Origin of the sequence: Pseudoalteromonas sp. ND6B (assembly GCF_000764215.1) — a bacterium.
In the GTDB taxonomy this organism is placed as follows: Bacteria; Pseudomonadota; Gammaproteobacteria; order Enterobacterales; family Alteromonadaceae; genus Pseudoalteromonas; species Pseudoalteromonas tetraodonis.
Window position 1 is genome coordinate 93,249 of sequence record NZ_JQFL01000028.1, and the last position, 17,585, is coordinate 110,833.

The 17,585-nt window shown below is 37.8% G+C and carries 10 protein-coding genes; 6 read left to right on the forward strand and 4 right to left on the reverse strand.

Annotated elements, in window-relative coordinates; translation table 11 throughout:
* Positions 1-31 precede the first annotated feature (31 nt).
* Positions 32-3,079 (reverse strand): D-2-hydroxyglutarate dehydrogenase YdiJ, encoded by a 3,048-nt coding sequence (ydiJ, locus tag ND6B_RS11915; protein WP_033103175.1) that lies wholly within the window; start codon positions 3,077-3,079, stop codon positions 32-34.
* 144 nt (positions 3,080-3,223) lie between these two features.
* Here ydiJ and ND6B_RS11910 point away from each other — a divergent pair, with 144 nt between their 5' ends.
* A complete protein-coding gene (locus tag ND6B_RS11910; RefSeq protein WP_013463352.1) occupies positions 3,224-3,442 on the forward strand; it encodes a PGPGW domain-containing protein in 219 nt (72 codons plus the stop codon).
* Positions 3,443-3,489: 47 nt separating this feature from the next.
* On the opposite strand, the gene ppsA is transcribed toward ND6B_RS11910, so the two are convergent.
* Positions 3,490-5,865, reverse strand: coding sequence for a phosphoenolpyruvate synthase (gene ppsA, locus ND6B_RS11905; RefSeq protein ID WP_016898933.1), 2,376 nt, complete (start codon positions 5,863-5,865; stop codon positions 3,490-3,492).
* Positions 5,866-6,019: 154 nt separating this feature from the next.
* Between ppsA and ppsR the strand changes: the two genes are divergently transcribed.
* Positions 6,020-6,829, forward strand: coding sequence for a posphoenolpyruvate synthetase regulatory kinase/phosphorylase PpsR (ppsR, locus tag ND6B_RS11900; RefSeq protein WP_008464475.1), 810 nt, complete (start codon positions 6,020-6,022; stop codon positions 6,827-6,829).
* A 90-nt stretch (positions 6,830-6,919) separates the two neighbouring features.
* Here ppsR and ND6B_RS11895 read toward each other — a convergent pair whose 3' ends face one another.
* Positions 6,920-8,269 (reverse strand): class II 3-deoxy-7-phosphoheptulonate synthase, encoded by a 1,350-nt coding sequence (locus ND6B_RS11895; RefSeq protein ID WP_024602472.1) that lies wholly within the window; start codon positions 8,267-8,269, stop codon positions 6,920-6,922.
* A 592-nt stretch (positions 8,270-8,861) separates the two neighbouring features.
* Here ND6B_RS11895 and ND6B_RS11890 point away from each other — a divergent pair.
* Entirely contained in the window at positions 8,862-9,737 is an 876-nt protein-coding gene (locus tag ND6B_RS11890; RefSeq protein ID WP_033103176.1) for a DNA replication terminus site-binding protein, read from the forward strand.
* A 62-nt stretch (positions 9,738-9,799) separates the two neighbouring features.
* Here ND6B_RS11890 and ND6B_RS11885 read toward each other — a convergent pair whose 3' ends face one another.
* Positions 9,800-11,014 carry a hypothetical protein gene (locus tag ND6B_RS11885; RefSeq protein ID WP_013463357.1) on the reverse strand — a complete coding sequence of 405 codons (1,215 nt, stop codon included), beginning with the start codon at positions 11,012-11,014 and terminating at the stop codon, positions 9,800-9,802.
* 773 nt (positions 11,015-11,787) lie between these two features.
* Between ND6B_RS11885 and ND6B_RS11880 the strand changes: the two genes are divergently transcribed.
* The 3 genes from ND6B_RS11880 (at position 11,788) to ND6B_RS11870 (ending at position 17,577) form a co-directional block, all read left to right on the forward strand.
* Positions 11,788-13,026 carry an AAA family ATPase gene (locus ND6B_RS11880; protein WP_033103177.1) on the forward strand — a complete coding sequence of 413 codons (1,239 nt, stop codon included), beginning with the start codon at positions 11,788-11,790 and terminating at the stop codon, positions 13,024-13,026.
* A 15-nt stretch (positions 13,027-13,041) separates the two neighbouring features.
* Entirely contained in the window at positions 13,042-14,004 is a 963-nt protein-coding gene (locus ND6B_RS11875; protein WP_033103178.1) for a transcriptional regulator, read from the forward strand.
* A gap of 426 nt (positions 14,005-14,430) precedes the next feature.
* Positions 14,431-17,577, forward strand: a complete 3,147-nt coding sequence (locus tag ND6B_RS11870; protein ID WP_033103240.1) for a DEAD/DEAH box helicase — start codon at positions 14,431-14,433, stop codon at positions 17,575-17,577.
* The last annotated feature ends 8 nt before the right edge of the window (positions 17,578-17,585 follow it).

Genomic DNA, 17,585 nt, shown 5'->3' on the forward strand with positions numbered 1-17,585 from the left:
CTTTTTATTTTCAGCTTAATTAATTAAATTATTAACTAAGTACATTTGCCAGTAACTCTATCGGATGCTTGGGTTTAAACTTTTCATAACGTTTAACTTGGCTGCGACATGAGAATCCCGTTGATAAAAGTTGCTCAGGTTTATTTTTATCAACAATAGGTTTCCAACTCATGTCGTAAAGCGATCGAGAGTTATCTTGGTTTTGTGCTTCGTGGCCATACGTACCTGCCATTCCACAACAACCCGTATTTGTAGTGTTTAATGTTAAACCAAGTTCATCAAAAATAGTTTTCCAAACACTTGCCGCTTTTGGTAAAGCGGTTGTTTCAGTGCAGTGGCTCAATAATGTAAATTCAGTATTTAAATTTTGTTTAGCCGTTAACTGTTTAAACGATTGTGTTTCTAGCCATTCATGAGCAAGTAGAACATGAAAGTCACCACGGTTATTTTCTAAAATTGTATTATATTCATCGCGATAACACATCACTAAAGAAGCATCTAAACCTACTAATGGCGCATTGATTTCGTTAAGTTGATTTAGAAATTCTGCAGCATTTTTAGCTGTCACTTTAAACTCATGTAAAAAACCTTTCACATGTTGAGGCTTACCATTGGGTTTAAATGGTAACAACATGGGTTTTTTTCCAAGCTGTGTGATCAGTGTAATAAAGCTCTCAACCAATTCGGCTTCGTAAAAGCTGGTAAACGGGTCTTGAACAATGAGTACATACTCATTTTGTTCATTGGCGCTTAACTTTTTAAGTAAATTTAAATCGAATTTTTGCGCTTTGTTTATACGTTTCCCGAGTGCTGGAATACTTAGCTGCGGGGTGTCAACATAACCGACCGTTTTTTTAATAATGCTACTAACCAATGATGTTTTTACAATTGGGTTAATAATCCGAGCAAATTTTGACATTAACGGTGCGCTATTTTCGATATTACCCACTAAATAATCTTTGAGTGGTCGGGCATAATAACTGTGATAATAATTTAAAAAACGGGCACGGAAAGTTGGTACATCTACCTTTATTGGGCAAGCGGTAGTACACGCTTTACATGCTAAACATTCGTCCATTGATGCTTTTACTTCGTGAGAAAAATCGTAAATGCCTTTATTTTTTTCACGGCTATGAACAAAACGCTCCCACCAGGTGATCACTTCACCTTTGTTTAGCTCTTTTTCTACTTCAAGCAAATTAACATCTTTTGACTCTTGAAGTCGTAACCATTCACGCATTAAACCCGCGCGACCTTTAGGTGAGTTACGACGATCGCCGGTCACTTTATAAGATGGGCACATTGGCGAGTTTTCATCATAATTAAAACACAGACCGTTACCATTACAGGTCATTGCATTGTTAAAACTGGTTTTAACATCAATAGAGATTTGCTTATCGAAGTAAGAACGTTTCTGCCCATCAACACTAACTAGTGAGTCTTTACTTTCAATAGGCGTGCATATTTTACCAGGGTTTATTTTGTTGTTTGGGTCAAATACAGATTTTATTTTGCGTAATTGGGTAAATAAATGCTCACCAAAAAATTCAGGGCCGTATTCACTTCGGTAGCCTTTACCATGCTCGCCCCACATTAATCCACCGTATTTAGCGGTGAGTTTTACTACCTCATCTGAAAGTGTACGGAGTAATTTTTCTTGTTCTGGGTCGCACATATCAAGCGCAGGTCTAACATGTAATACACCTGCATCAACATGGCCAAACATACCATATTGTAAATTATGACTATCAAGTAGCGCTCTAAATTCAACAATGTAATCGGCTAAATTTTCAGGCGGGACGGCAGTATCCTCTGCAAACGCGAGGGGTTTTTGGCTTCCTTTTACATTACCTAATAAACCCACTGATTTTTTACGCATTGCATAAATTTTTAGTATATCGCTTTTATCGCTGGTTAACTGATAGCCAATAACACCATTAGTTTGGTTTTCAACGCACTCATCTAATAATTTACATAAAGTGTCTACTTTGTCTTTTATGTCTTGTGGTGATACAGCATTAAACTCAACCATGTTGAGTCCTTGCATATCTTTATTTGGTACATCGGTTATTAAGTCCGATACTGAATGCCAAATAATGTCTTCGCGCGCAAGATTCAAAACTTTGCTGTCAACGGTTTCAACCGAGGTAGCACGGGCATCAACCAAAAATGGTGAATGGCGAAGTGCAGAATCAAAACTGTCATATTTTATATTGATGAGTGTTTTAAATTCAGCAATGGGTGTTAGGTTTAATTTCGCCTCAGTAACTATACCTAATGAGCCTTCAGAACCTGTAATTAGTCGACTCATATCAAAAGTTTGTAAGTCTTCACTTAGTACATGCTCTAGGTCATACCCAGTTAAGAAGCGATTTAATCGTGGGAATTTGGCTAATATAGCGTCGCGTTCACTAATTGAAATATCTAAAACTGTTTTGTATATTTGCCCAATTAATGAGTCTTGATCGGCAATTATTTTTGCTTTTTCTATGTCTATTGGGCTGGTAGACATTGCTGTGCCGTCGACTAAATACGTGGTTAGCCCTAAAACATGGTCGCTGGTTTTGCCATAAACTAATGAACCTTGGCCAGATGCATCTGTACTGATCATGCCGCCAATGGTGGCGCGGTTACTGGTAGATAAATCGGGTGAAAAGAAAAATCCATACGGTTTTAAAAAGTCGTTAAGTTGATCTTTTATCACGCCCGTTTGAACTCGTACCCAACCTTCTTCTACATTTATTTCGAGGATTTCACGCATGTAACGTGATAAATCAACCACAATACCAGGGGTTAAAGATTGTCCGTTAGTGCCTGTGCCGCCACCGCGAGGACCAAAAGTTAACGACAAAAACGGGTCATGAGATGCAGTTTGTAAGGCAATTTGAATGTCTTTTTCGTTTTTTGGAAAAATAACACCTTGTGGAAGCTGCTGGTAAATACTGTTATCGGTTGATGCAGTCAGCCTCGTTGCATAACTGGCGTCTGTATCTCCAGTAAATCCTTGATTTTGTATGGTATTTAAGTAATTTGCAACCAATTTGGTCGCGGCATCTTGTTGTGTAATCGTTGCTATCATGGCGGCGCTTTTTAATGCATTTGTGTAATTATATCATGGTGATGGCTAATAGAAATTGAAGATTTTACAGTTTGTAACACTCTTTTAATCGTAATATGAGCTGCTGCAATTATAATCAAATTAAACGCCTACTATGAGGTTTATATGAAAAAACTACTTATACAGATCAGCGGGACACTGTTTATTTTATTAGGACTACTATTTGCCGTAGTACCTGGACCCTCGTTAATATTTTTTATTGCAGGTTTACTGTGCTTTTCTATGTATTACCCAAAAGCGAGAGGTTATTTAGCGTGGTGTCAAAAAGCGCTTACTCGCTCATGTGCCTATTTAGATAAAAAATTAGCAAAACACACATTTTAAGCCATAAAAAATGCCAGCAGATGCTGGCATTTTTTTAACAAGGTAATTTATTTAGCGAGTTTATCAGCTAAATATAACCATGTTTCTAGTACTGTATCTGGGTTAAGCGAGACAGAATCAATGCCCTGCTCTACTAACCATGCAGCAAAATCTTCATGATCTGAAGGACCTTGACCACAAATACCTACGTACTTACCTTTTTCTTTTGCTGTTTTAATAGCCATAGAAAGAAGCTTTTTGATTGCAGGGTCGCGCTCATCAAATAAGTGCGCAATTAAACCTGAATCACGGTCAAGACCAAGCGTTAACTGCGTTAAATCGTTAGAGCCGATAGAGAAACCATCGAAGTATTCTAAAAACTCTTCAGCCATTAATGCATTTGACGGAAGTTCACACATCATAATTACTTTAAGACCATTTTCGCCACGTTTAAGGCCATGCTCTTCAAGTAATTCAATAACGCGTTTACCTTCTTCAAGGGTACGTACGAATGGTATCATGATTTCGATGTTAGTCATATCCATGGTATTTCTAACACGTTTTATTGCTTCACACTCAAGGGCAAAACAATCACGGAAATCTTCAGAAATATAACGCGCAGCACCACGGAAACCAATCATTGGGTTTTCTTCTTCTGGCTCGTATTGCTGGCCGCCCACTAAGTTTGCGTATTCGTTTGATTTAAAATCAGACATACGAACAATTACACGCTCTGGAGCAAACGCACAACCTAGGGTAGAAATACCTTCAACTAGTTTACCAATATAGAATTCAACAGGTGATTCGTAACCGGCAATCATGTCAGTGATTTCTGCTTTTAATGCATCTGTTTGTGCATCAAAATTTAATAACGCTTTAGGGTGAACACCAATCATACGGTTGATGATAAACTCAACGCGGGCAAGGCCAACACCTGAATGTGGTAAACGAGCAAAATCGAATGCGCGATCTGGGTTACCTACGTTCATCATTACTTTCATTGGCAGTTCAGGCATCTCGTCTACGCGTGAAGTTAACACTTCAAAGTCTAAAATACCTTCATAGATGAAACCTGTATCGCCTTCGGCACATGATACGGTAACTTCTTGACCTGCTTTAATTAAGTCTGTTGCATTACCACAACCAACAACGGCTGGAATACCTAACTCACGTGCAATAATTGCAGCATGACATGTACGACCACCACGATTTGTAACAATCGCAGCCGCGCGTTTCATGATAGGTTCCCAATCTGGGTCGGTCATGTCGGTAACTAAAATGTCACCTACTTGTACTTGGTCCATCTCTTTGATTGAATCAAGTACACGCACAACACCACTACCAATTTTATGACCAATTGCACGGCCTTCAACAACAACATTGCTGCTGCCATTAAGTTGGAAGCGTTCCATTACGTTAGTGTCTTCGTTTGAACGAACTGTTTCTGGACGCGCCTGAACTATATATAGTTTGCCATCGTTACCATCTTTTGCCCATTCGATGTCCATTGGACGACCGTAATGTTTTTCAATGATTACAGCTTGTTTGGCAAGGTTTTGCACTTCTTCATCTGTAATCGAGAATTTGTTTGAAAGTGCTGGATCTACATCAACAATTTCTACTTGTTTGCCGTGGGCTTTGTCTTGAGAGTAAATCATTTGAATGGCTTTAGAGCCAATATTACGACGAACTACTGATGGCTTGTTTTTAAGCAGCGTTGGTTTATGAACATAAAATTCATCAGGATTTACCGCACCCTGTACAACCATTTCACCCAAACCATAGCTTGATGTAATAAATACAACATCTTCAAAACCAGATTCAGTATCAATACTAAACATAACGCCTGATGCTGATTTATCTGAGCGAACCATGCGTTGAATACCTGCTGATAAGGCAACACCACGGTGATCGTAGCCTTGGTGAACACGATAAGAAATTGCACGGTCATTAAATAACGAAGCGAATACGTGTTTGATGGCTGTCATTACAGAATCAATACCAACAACGTTTAAAAACGTTTCTTGTTGGCCTGCAAAAGAGGCATCTGGCATATCTTCAGCGGTTGCTGATGAACGAACAGCGAATGAAACATCTGCAGTTGTGTCGCCATGTAGCTGGCTGTATGCGTCGCGGATTGCTTTGTCTAGACTAGGTTGGAATGGGGTATCGATAATCCACTGGCGGATATCGGCGCCGACTTTGGCGAGTGTGTTTACATCATCAACATCGAGTGTATCTAAAATGTCATGAATTTTTGCGTTGAGTCCTGATTGTTCTAAAAACTCGTTAAAAGCGTCTGAGGTAGTAGCAAAACCACCTGGGACTTGCACACCTGCGTTAGCTAAGTTTGAAATCATTTCACCAAGTGACGCATTTTTACCGCCAACTCGAGGAACATCTTGCATACCAAGCTCTTGATACCAGAGAACGTATTCTTGCACGGATCTTTCTCCAAAAAACAAATTGTAGTAGTAACTGTGAGAGTTAAGAAAGAAAACCTTTTATAAAGGTCGCCACCATTCTACACTGGCAAACGTCCCCACGTAAACCGTGATACACTGATTTTAAAATTAAATGTAATAAAAAAGAGGCTTTATGAGAACTGCGTTTTATATTTCAGATGGTACAGCAATCACATCTGAAGTGTTTGGTCATGCGACTTTATCCTTATTCCCTGTCGAATTTAATCATAAAACAATCCCTTTTGTAGAAACTGAAGAAAAAGCGCATGAAATAAAAGCGCTTATTAACGCCACGTCATCTAAGCAAGGTGAAAAGCCTTTGGTGTTTTTTACTTTTGTGAATCATAAATTGTCTGAGATTATTCGCTCAGCGGATGCAGTTTCATACGACTTTTTAAGTACCTATAGTGAAAAAATTGAAAAAGAATTAAATGTGGCGCCAGTACCAAAAGTACACAGAACACATTCTATTCATGAAAAAAGTTATGATTTTAGAATTGATGCCGTTAATTACGCGTTGATGAATGATGATGGTGGCAACATTAAAAACTTTGCGGAGGCTGATATTATTTTAGTTGGCGTTAGTCGAAGTGGTAAAACACCCACCAGTCTTTATTTAGCGTTGCAGTATGGCATTAAAGCAGCCAATTACCCGATCACCGAAGACGACTTAGAAAGCGAAGGTTTACCAAAATGCTTAGTGCCTTATAAACATAAACTGTTTGGCTTAACTATTGATCCAGAGCGTCTGGCTGCAATAAGAGACAGACGCATGGCAAATTCAAAATACGCATCAATCAGGCAGTGTCGTATTGAAGTGCGCGAAGTTGAAATGCTGTATAAAAAACATAAAATTGCACATTTAAATTCAACTCACCATTCAGTTGAAGAAATTTCAGCAAAAATCATTTCTGATACAGGCCTTGAGCGTCGTAAGTACTAACAAACTAATGTGTGATTTAAGCGCGTAATCACAGTTAATACACAAAAAAGCCGCTAAATAAAAGCGGCTTTTGGTATTTATGAGCGGGTATTATTTACGCGCATCTTTTAGTAAATCAGCTACTAAAAATCCAAGCTCTAATACTTGATCAGCATTTAAGCGTGGGTCACATTGTGTTTTGTAGCGCTGAGCAAGGTCATCGTCAGATAAACCGTATGCACCGCCAGTACACTCTGTTACATGTTGGCCGGTCATTTCTAAATGAACACCGCCTGCGTAAGAACCCTCTGCTTTATGAACAGCAAAGAATTGGCTAATTTCGCGCATGATATTATCAAAGCTACGCGTTTTGTAACCTGAGCTGGCTTTTTCAGTATTGCCATGCATTGGATCTGAGCTCCAAATTACTTTGCGACCTTCTTGCTGTACTTTACGCACCAGCGCAGGTAACTTCTCTGGTAATACATCCGCACCCATGCGCGTGATAAGTGTTAATCGGCCTGGGATATTATCCGGGTTAAGCGCATCGATTAAACGGATAAGCTCGTCTGGATCCATACCTGGCCCAACTTTAACGCCAATTGGGTTTTTAATACCTTTAAAAAATTCAATATGGGCATGGTCTAGCTGGCGAGTACGTTCACCAATCCAAACAAAGTGTGCTGAACAATCGTACCAGTCACCTGATAAATGGTCTCTACGTGTTAATGCTTCTTCGTAGCCTAGTAATAACGCTTCGTGTGACGTGTATAAATCAGTTTCTTTTAAGCTTGGCGCTATAGTTGAATTAATACCACACACTTCCATAAATTCTAACGCGTCTTGAATTTTGTCTGCAAGTTGTTGGTATTTTGCTTTTTGTGGATTAGCAGCAACAAAGCCCATGTTCCAACGGTTAACTTGATGTAAGTCGGCAAGTCCACCTTGTGCAAAAGCGCGTAGCAAATTTAGCGTTGCCGCACTGTGATGATATGCCGTCATTAAACGTTGAGGGTCTGGAATACGTGCTTCTTCAGTAAACTCAAAGTTATTTACTATATCACCACGGTAAGATGGCAACGAAACGCCGTCTATTGTTTCTAAGTCGGCTGAACGTGGCTTAGCGTATTGACCTGCCATACGTGCAATTTTAACAACCGGGCACTTTCCACCATAGGTTAATACTACAGCCATTTGTAAGATGGTTTTAAATGTATCGCGAATATTAGCGGCATTAAAGTCGCTAAACGATTCTGCACAATCTCCACCTTGAAGTAAAAAGGCACGGCCTTCGCATACGTCTTCAAGTTGTTTAAATAAACTTCTTGTTTCTTCGGCAAATACTAAAGGCGGTGCACTTTTCAACTGGCTTTCTACCGACTTTAATACGTCTTGATCTGGGTACTGTGGTTGCTGCAGTATTGGCAGTTCTCTCCAGCTATTTGGGTTCCACGATTGCATGTTCATTCCTCATTCCTATTACCTGATGTAATGAAATTAACGTATGCAGTGTGCTTTGTTCAAGGACTAAATACACTATTTACCAATTATTTAGTTATTAGTTAAATTTTAATAAGATTTAAGAGCCTATTTTGAGTTACTTATGATGAGCAAGTTTATAAAGCAAAAATAAATAAACATTTAAAAACAATAATCTAAGTAGGTAGAGTGTGCATTATAATGGCTTGAGTAGAAGCTTAACAGCTAAGCGATGGTGATACAGATAGCAATAGGAACACATCATACTTAATTTGCACTTATGTAATCTTAACTTTACGGGTGGTTTTAAAAAAGAATGCTACTCAATTATGCGCTTTTAAATATTTATGCTAGCGCTGCATACAAAGCTCAGTGCCTTAACTCAGCCCTTCTATTATTTCCTTTAAAGTATGTGAAGCAAAAGTACTTTAAAAAACTATAAAGAACACATCATACTTAAATTAAATTATTGTAAATCTTAGCTATAGAATATTATTTGAAGGAATGACTATCAAAAGAAAAGGTTGTTTGCGAGAATAGTAAATAAGTAAGATGTGTTCTAGGTAGGTAGCTAATGGTTACAAAGGTACAAATAAGAAGTCAGTTTGATTTACTCAATGAATTAACACTTAGCTTAATTGATGAGCTTAAAGAGGTTGGCTTTGCTAAAGCAGAGTATTTTCAATTACCTGAGATTAGTAGTACTGAAGAAAATATAATCCCAGAGTCTATAAGCGTTTCAAAAATAACAGGGGAATTGGCACATAAGGCAATTTTAAATGCTTTCTCAGATATGTATAAAAAGCCAGGGCTAAGCAGCCGAGTATTAAAGCGACACCCTGGTTTGCTAGTAATAAAAGAGGCGAATAAACAAGCCATTATTGATCGCATAGCACAGGTAAATAGTGCAAAAGCAGCTTTTAAAAATTGTATTTTAGCAATAGATAATAACGACGCGCGATTTGAAGCGGTGCATAATGCAATGCCAAATTTAATAACGCTTGCGGCGTATCGTAAAATTCATAGTGAAATTGAATCCCCTTTTTCTGTTCGCTTTACTTGGATGCATAAACACGCAACCAAAACACTTACAAAAAAAATGGCGCTTGAAATGTTAGATAAATCGGCAGGCTATAAAAACCCGCGAATGATTGATCAGCAAAAATGGCAGTCACTGGTTGCACAAGAACAGGTTCGAGTAGCCAGTTTGGGTGAAAAAGAAAAATTGCGAATTAGGCGCCCTACTCGAGTTAGTCCTCAAGTTAATGTGAGGTACACTGCACAAAATCGCTATCATGTTAGTGCTGCTTTACCTTTTATACTAATTAACCCACAGCCCGACGTAAAATTTGGCGAACTACCGAGTTACCAAAAACCCTTATCGCATCCCCGAAAACGCGAATATGATTTTCTAGTGGACCGATTATATTTAGAACAAGTAACTAAATAAATTATGTTAAAAAGGCCACATTATGTGGCCTTTAATATATTTGTTGGTAAAAATAAATAGAATTACTTTTCTACAATTTCTTCCAGCTTATCTTCATCAATCAATACCGCATTTTCAACAATGCGTTTGCCGCCTTGTATTTCAATACGCTTATTGTGTTTATTTAATGCCAATATCTCATCACAAAATTGATCAGACGGATGCATTTCATAAGTGTAATCGACTATGTTGCCGGTTTTATCATCTTTAACATTGGTAATGCTGTATTCAGATATTGCTCCTTTTTCAATTAAATCTTTCATCGTGGTTGTCATATCACGACGCAGTGCTTTTAATTTATTTTCGGTAATATCATCCGTTGAGTAAATAGAGCCATATTTTTCCATAATAGAAAGTAATCTAAAATGGTAGGTTTTTCCTGGTGCTGCATAACGCCATAAATGATATAAACGCAGCATCATCCAACGCGATAATCCGCGTTTTAATTCTTGTGCACTGTTAAAGTAATAACCTTTGTATTCAAGGTTATCAATCATGTTGTGTACAAATGCATTTAAACACGCAACACATTTTACGTTTCCGCCTTGGCCTTTCTTACCACTAAAGTGCAAAGACGATAAAAAGTTCATATTAGACTCGTAAAACGAATCATCAATATCAGAATTTTTAGTATCCGTTGCAGAATATTTAAAAGAAAGTTTAGAACCTTGCAATGCTTCAAGCGACTCTTTAATTTGCGGATATGGCATAGATTGGCCAACCGCTTTAAGCTCTTGTGCTAATTCGTTCATAGAAAACACAACGGCATATTGAATACCGGACTTAAAATTAATTTTTACAATTTTACCTTTTGAAGCGAGGCGAATTAATGCGCGCTCTACTTTTTCTTCTCTATCTGATGGCCACACTAAATATTCTACATCTTCGCCATCTTTACGAGTACTGACCACAGCCGGTGTTATTTTTATTTCGCCATCATATAAAATACCATCTACTTTTTCAGATATCTTACGCGTAATGATGGTTTTTTTAGGGGCTTCTTCAAGTGGCAGTTTTTTGTGGCCTGAGCGAACAAAACGTCCCCACAGATCATAATGGTTAAATGTGTTAGAGTAAGCGCGTAACCCATGGGCTGCATTTTCTATCGAAATTCGCACATCTTTATTATCTGTAAATAGTGCTAGGCTTTCGTTATCGATCGCACTTTCCACCCCGTGAATTTGGCCCCTAAGTGTATCGGGCAAGTTATCTACCGAGATGTTGACCTTTCGGCTCATGGTTTTTATTTCCGTTTTTATTGTGACAGCTAATAACAACACATAAAGCCACAAAAGTTAAATGTTTAAGTTAGTATAAAAGTGATCTGACTTCAAATAAAATGCTCAGATCAGTATTTAACTAAGGAAAACTTAAGACAAGCGTTTTCAGATCACATTTTTACTAACTGAGTGTTGATAAGCCAAATTTTTACTAACTAAATAATAATTTTGTCCATTACAAAGTGTTTTTTTTTATATTTTACACGACAAATTATATAAAAATCTTAACCCCCTGTGGATAAGCTTAGTTCGAGTTAGCATAGATCTGATCTGTACTTACTACAGATCAGATCTATACTAATTAAACCATGCATTATCACTATTGCTTAGTGCATAACTTTATAATTTACTTAGTAAAAATATGATCTACAGGTAGGTATTTGTGAGTAACTCAGTGCTTAACCTGTGCGTAACTTAGATTGTAAATATTCGCTTAGTAAAAAGCTGATCTGCAAGTAGATAAGGATCTGATCTTAACCACGTACAATGCTGATCCACTATTTTTAATATTATTTATATAAATCATTACGTTATATATGTATTTTACACCCTTAGCCTTTATTACCTTATATATTTAACCATACTTAAACTTCTTTATTTATACTAAGCAATCTTAAAGGTGTAAAAATTATTTTATATGTCATGTATTTAAAACACATGTCGCCTTAAATAGTTGTTTACAGCTAATTGAATGGACATTATACTAAACACCTAACTTTGAGGAATAAAGTATGTCTATCAATAAAAACGCGCTAGATACTTATCGACTTTTGAAAGCAACCGCAGAAGTTGCTGAAAAATCACTAGAAGGACGTATCCAACATTACCGCGCCCATCTTAAATCTGAAGAAAAAGAATTAAGAACTTACACCCAAAAAGCAGCAGCTGATTTACTTGGCTGTAATAATCGTACCTTAAAAAGACGCCATGACAATGGTGACTTTGACGATTTAAATATAAAACGCGGTGCAAACGGCCACTATGCCTACACCTTAGTTAATATTTTTGCTATGGCTGATATTATGGACATACAGCCTGATCACCGCGCATCAACAGACAAACTCCAAGTTATTGTTATTAATTCATTAAAAGGTGGTTGTGGTAAAACAACAAGCATGGTTAACATTGCTGCTGCACTCGCTACCACTAACATTAAACGTTACCGTATCGGTATAATTGATTTAGATCCTCAAGGGTCATCATCAAGCTTTTTCCCATCTTCAGAGCCCGATCCAATTACCGTTGGTGATTTGATGCGTGATTGCATTGACCTTGATGAAGGTGAAACATGGCCTGAATTTGTGTCTAACTCTTTTTTACCAACACATATTCCTAATATTCGTGTTTTACCATCAGGTATGGATGACTTTTATTTTGAGCACGAAACAGCAACATTACTCAAAGACACCTCCAATTATGAGCAAACACGCCATTACCACAAACTACTAGAACGCGTGATAGAGCCGGTAAAAGATGAGTTTGACATTCTTTTAATTGATACAGCGCCAACGCTTAACTTTATGTTTTACAATGCATTAATGGCTTCAACGGCGATGCTAATTCCGGTTCACCCTGAAGCGGTAGACTTTGATGCAAATAATAAATATTTAAAACGCTTAGGTGAGATTTATCATACCGTTGCCGCTCTTGGCCATGATGGTTGGGATTTCATGCAATTTTTAGTTACTAATTATGTTAAAGGCAATCACTCACAACGCGACATAGTTAAAGATGTGCGTAGTGCTTTTGGTCGCCAAGTAATGAGCTATCCTATTAATCATAGTTCAGCAATTACCGCCAGTTCATCGTCGTTCAATACTATCTTTGACCAAAAAGCATCTGACAGCTTAGCAAGTAGAGAGTCATTAATGCGCGCACAAGAAAATATCAAAGATGTAGTTGATGAACTCGAAATGCTAATTCGTTCTAATTGGCAATCCACTCAATCTAAATTAAATACGCCTAAGTAAGGATGTTGACTAAAAATGGCTAAAAAACGTAAAAATGACACCCGCTTAGATCCCTTTGCAACCGCTGTTGGCAGTAGCAGCTTAGATGCCCTTTTAGAGCAAGCCAATGCAGGCGACGTTATTCGTATGCCTGCTCCTAGTGATCCTAATCGGGAAATTACGCTTGTTTGTAAAGTGATAGCACATAACGAGATTGAAAACTCAACTCAGGTTTATGGTAAAAATCGTCGCGTACAAGCGCTTTTAAACGAAAAGTCAGTCGCAGATATTCTTCCTGCTATCAAAGAAGATGGCCGTAATCAGCACCCTGCCCTATTGTGGGAGCAAGGTGATATGAGCCTTGTATTAGCTGGCTCTAGACGTCGTAAAGCCTGTATTTTAGGTGGCGCAGACTACCTCGTATTGAGTTCTAGTGACTTTAGCGAGCAAGATGCCAAAGTACTTGCGGTTTCATCAGATCAATACATTGCCCCTAGTCTTTGGGAGTTGGGTCAAGCGTATCAGCAAACTAGAAACGATCTTATTCAACAAGGCAAAAAAGGCTCGTACCGTGAAATTGCTGTTATTGAAGGGGTATCGCATACAGCGATTGCTGATGCGATAAAAGCGTATGAGCAAATATCTGCAGATGTTATAGCCCTTTACCCAACAGCTAATCATGTTGGTAGAGAAGTTGCTAAAAAGCTGATTAACGCAAAGGTGCGCGATGATGAAGCATTTAACGAGTTAGTTGTTGCACTTGCCAGCAATGATGAAATTAACGCCTTAGAAGCCGACGACAAGCGCGCTATGCTAATTACTAAATACCTAACTGCAGAGCCTAAAACAGCATCAAAACGTGAAGCGGTTTTAGAAAATGACTTTATTAGTGTGCAACGCAACCTTAAAAGTGGTGACGTTTCAATTAAAATAAATAATAAAGTGATGACAGACAAGCGCTTAGAGCAACTTACTAAGTTATTAAGTGCCTTTAATTAGTTAGTAATATCGTGATCTGTAAAAGGGGTTGGGTTAGTTAAAACATGATCTAAACCTCTTTTTTAGTTGGTAAAAATCTGATCTTTAGTGGCATAAAAAGGCTAAAAACATGGCTTAAACCATCAAGGATCATATTTTTACTAACTAAACACCTCCTTTTAATGCCATTTTTCACCTTGTTAGTAAAAACCTGATCTAAGCCTAACTAAATCTCCTTTTAAAGTTAATTAATTGTTTTTATTTTGTAATTTAAACGTGCTTTTTTAGTGAGCAAAATTAAACAATGATCGCCAATTCGCTATAAACCAATTTTTTACTAACCAATCAGATCCAACCAGTTTATTTTAAAAATAATATTGCTTTAGCTCAGCGCTGATAAGGCATATACTGGAAAAATTGTTTTTAAATTTTAATACTTTGAGTGACATGTCTGCTAACTTATCAAAAAATGATTTAATGGCTATTTTTGAAGAAATTAAAAATGAGCAGGCTACCCAGTTTCCTCTTTCTGAGCGATTCATAAAAAAATTATTTAAACCCGCGGTGTTGGCCAAAGGAAAATCGTACTATAAAAACGGCCAAATCAGTTGGTTAGAACATAATGCAGATTTTTCTGTGGTTGACTCTACGGTGCAAGGTGATAAAGGAATCGCGTTCAACCAACGTATTGAGATCAGTAAATTACCAACTGGTTATTCGGTCGATACCCACTGTACCTGTAATGTTAAAACTAAATGCCGCCATTTGGCCGCTATTTTGTTAAAGCTTAAAATTGAGCATTCTGGTGAGTACGGTGAAGATTATTTTATTAATGATTGGTTTAGTGAACTAAGCGCACTTAAAAACACCGACCAAGCTCAACCCTCGCAAGTATTACTGTTTGTATTAGACATAGAAAACAACAAAGTATTTTTAACCCCTAAAATTGCCAACTACGATAAAAATAATAATTATGCACTTGGGCGAAATTTAACTGAGCAACAGCTTAATAGTTTTGTAACCCCTAGCGATTTGCTCGAAAGTGATTTTAGATTATATAGCTGGATCCGATCGCAAAATGCGGTCGGTAATATTGAGCTTAAAGGTCAATGGGGTTTTAATGCGCTGCAGCAATTACTAGCCACAGACAGATTATTTTTACAACGCTCTCGAGTACCTATTAAAGCGCAACCTGGTTTACCTCTTAACTTTGTTTGGGAAAAACAAAAAGAGGTAACCCAGTTAAAAATTCACTTGGATCAAATTCCTAATTGGGCGTTAATTAAAACAACGCCGCCCATCTACTTAGATTTAGATAAATATAAATTAGGCCGTATTCGCACGCCCCTCAGTGCTGATGAAATTGCGCACTTACAAACTATACCTGCGCTGCACGATACAAACTTTGACCGAATTTATAAGCAGCTTGCTGATAACTTTGGAGTAGGTGTTATTCCCCACCCTACTAATACACCAAGCACGCCTGTTAAGTCGTTGAGTAATGCCATACTTAAAGTCAGCATGTCGGGCTCAGTAATGGCTATTTCGTTATCGTTTAAGTATAAAAATAAAAACTATTTAGCGGGCACCGCGCCTGCAAAGTTAATTAATAGCGCCTTTGAAAACACCGTTACCAATGAGTTAGTCAACTTAGGCTTCGATTTTTGTAAAGGGGGTTTACACAGCGAGTTTATTTTTAGTCAGGAATCGGCTATTCACTTACATTGGCTAGTTCACGAGGTACTTCCCAGCTTTAAACAACGCGGTTGGCAAGTATCAATGAGCAAAGTTAATGTTGCTGATACTAAAAGCCAAATCTCATTGCATGTAAACAGAGCTGCAGGTCATCAAATGCATAGTAAAGTAATGCTAAACGATACCAAAGTAGCCACCCTATTAAATGTAAATAATAAACTGTATGAATCGTTAAACCGTCAAAGTGAATTATTTTATTACTACCCTGTTGGCCGTCAATTTGGGGTTATTGATAAAGCAGCGTTTAATTTATTAATTGAATTTAAAATGCGATTTGAATTTATTAAAACCCGTGACGAATTTAACATTCCGCTTTCATACTTACCTGAATTAGTTCAGCACACAGCTATTAATGTAGAGCTACATGACCCGTCATTAGAGCGTTACCTTGATGAACTAAATAACGATGCACTGCTATCACCTAACACTGCCATTCATGGCTTACACGATTCTGTAGTATTAAGAGAGTATCAGCAAGAAGGCGTGGCTTGGCTTAACTTTTTAAAGCGTAATCAGTTAGGTGGGATTTTAGCGGATGATATGGGCTTGGGTAAAACGTTACAAGTGATTGCCTACTTAGCAAGCTCATACAATACACCGCAAGCAGGGCCTACGCTTATTGTGTGCCCTACAAGTTTAGTGAGTAATTGGCAAAATGAAATTACCAAGTTCGCAAAAAGCTTAAAAGTGACCACTATTTTTGGTGCACACCGAAATGATTTGTTGCAGCATTTGGCACAAGCGCAGTGTATTTTAACCACCTATCCGCTATTAAAACGTGACATTGCTTATTACTCACCACTGTATTTTGAAAACATTATTCTTGATGAAGCCCAGTATATTAAAAACGATACCGCACAAGTTTCGCGGTTGGTAAAACGTTTAAATGCCGACTTTAAGCTTTGTTTAAGTGGCACCCCAATTGAAAACAATTTATTTGAATTAAAGTCATTGCTCGACTTTGCAATGCCCTCGCTTTTAGGTTCACAGGCGCACTTTAAGCAGCATTTTCAAGGCCCTATTGAACGCGAAAGCAATATTGAACGTGCAGAGCAACTAAAAGCGTTAATTATGCCGTTTATTTTGCGCCGTACTAAAGCCCAAGTGGCTCAAGAGCTGCCGCAAAAAACCGAACTTATAAAAGAGTTTGAGTTTGAACCTAAACAAAAAGATATGTACCAAGGTATAACCCGTGCGCTTGAAGAGAAACTCATTGATTTATTTGCCGAGCAAGGCGTACAAAAAAGTAAACTCGCTTTTTTAGAAGCTTTATTAAAGTTACGCCAAATTTGTTGTCATCCTAAACTCATTGAACCTGAAACTGAGGCAGCCAGTGCTAAATTAGAATGGTTATCGAGTCACTTACCTTTAATGCTTAGCCTTGGCCGTAAAGTGATTATATTTAGCCAGTTTACCTCTGCCCTTGATTTAATTGCCGAGCGTTTAAATGAGCTAAATATTAATTTTAGTATGCTAACTGGGCAAACGCGTCATCGCGATAAAGTAATAGACGAATTTACCAGTGGTAACACTTCCGTGTTTTTAATTAGCTTAAAAGCCGGTGGTACAGGGCTTAATTTAACCCAAGCCGACACCGTTATTCATTTTGATCCATGGTGGAACCCAGCCGTTGAAAAACAAGCCACCGATCGTGCTTATCGAATTGGGCAAACAAACCCAGTGTTTGTTTATAAACTAATTATGGCTAACTCTATTGAACAAAAAGTATTTCAAATGCAGCAAGATAAGCAAGCGCTTGTAGATGCATTATTTACCGAAAAATCAATGAGTTTTACCCAGTTTGACGAACAACAAATGCTGTCTTTAATTAAAAGCTAAAATAATTT

Bases quoted from the DNA above. Each gene is read 5' to 3' on its own strand.
- ydiJ (WP_033103175.1), bottom strand. From the start codon at position 3,079: ATGATAGCAACGATTACACAACAAGATGCCGCGACCAAATTGGTTGCA.
- ND6B_RS11910 (WP_013463352.1), top strand. From the start codon at position 3,224: ATGAAAAAACTACTTATACAGATCAGCGGGACACTGTTTATTTTATTA.
- ppsR (WP_008464475.1), top strand. From the start codon at position 6,020: ATGAGAACTGCGTTTTATATTTCAGATGGTACAGCAATCACATCTGAA.
- ND6B_RS11895 (WP_024602472.1), bottom strand. From the start codon at position 8,269: ATGCAATCGTGGAACCCAAATAGCTGGAGAGAACTGCCAATACTGCAG.
- ND6B_RS11890 (WP_033103176.1), top strand. From the start codon at position 8,862: ATGGTTACAAAGGTACAAATAAGAAGTCAGTTTGATTTACTCAATGAA.
- ND6B_RS11885 (WP_013463357.1), bottom strand. From the start codon at position 11,014: ATGAGCCGAAAGGTCAACATCTCGGTAGATAACTTGCCCGATACACTT.
- ND6B_RS11880 (WP_033103177.1), top strand. From the start codon at position 11,788: ATGTCTATCAATAAAAACGCGCTAGATACTTATCGACTTTTGAAAGCA.
- ND6B_RS11875 (WP_033103178.1), top strand. From the start codon at position 13,042: ATGGCTAAAAAACGTAAAAATGACACCCGCTTAGATCCCTTTGCAACC.
- ND6B_RS11870 (WP_033103240.1), top strand. From the start codon at position 14,431: ATGTCTGCTAACTTATCAAAAAATGATTTAATGGCTATTTTTGAAGAA.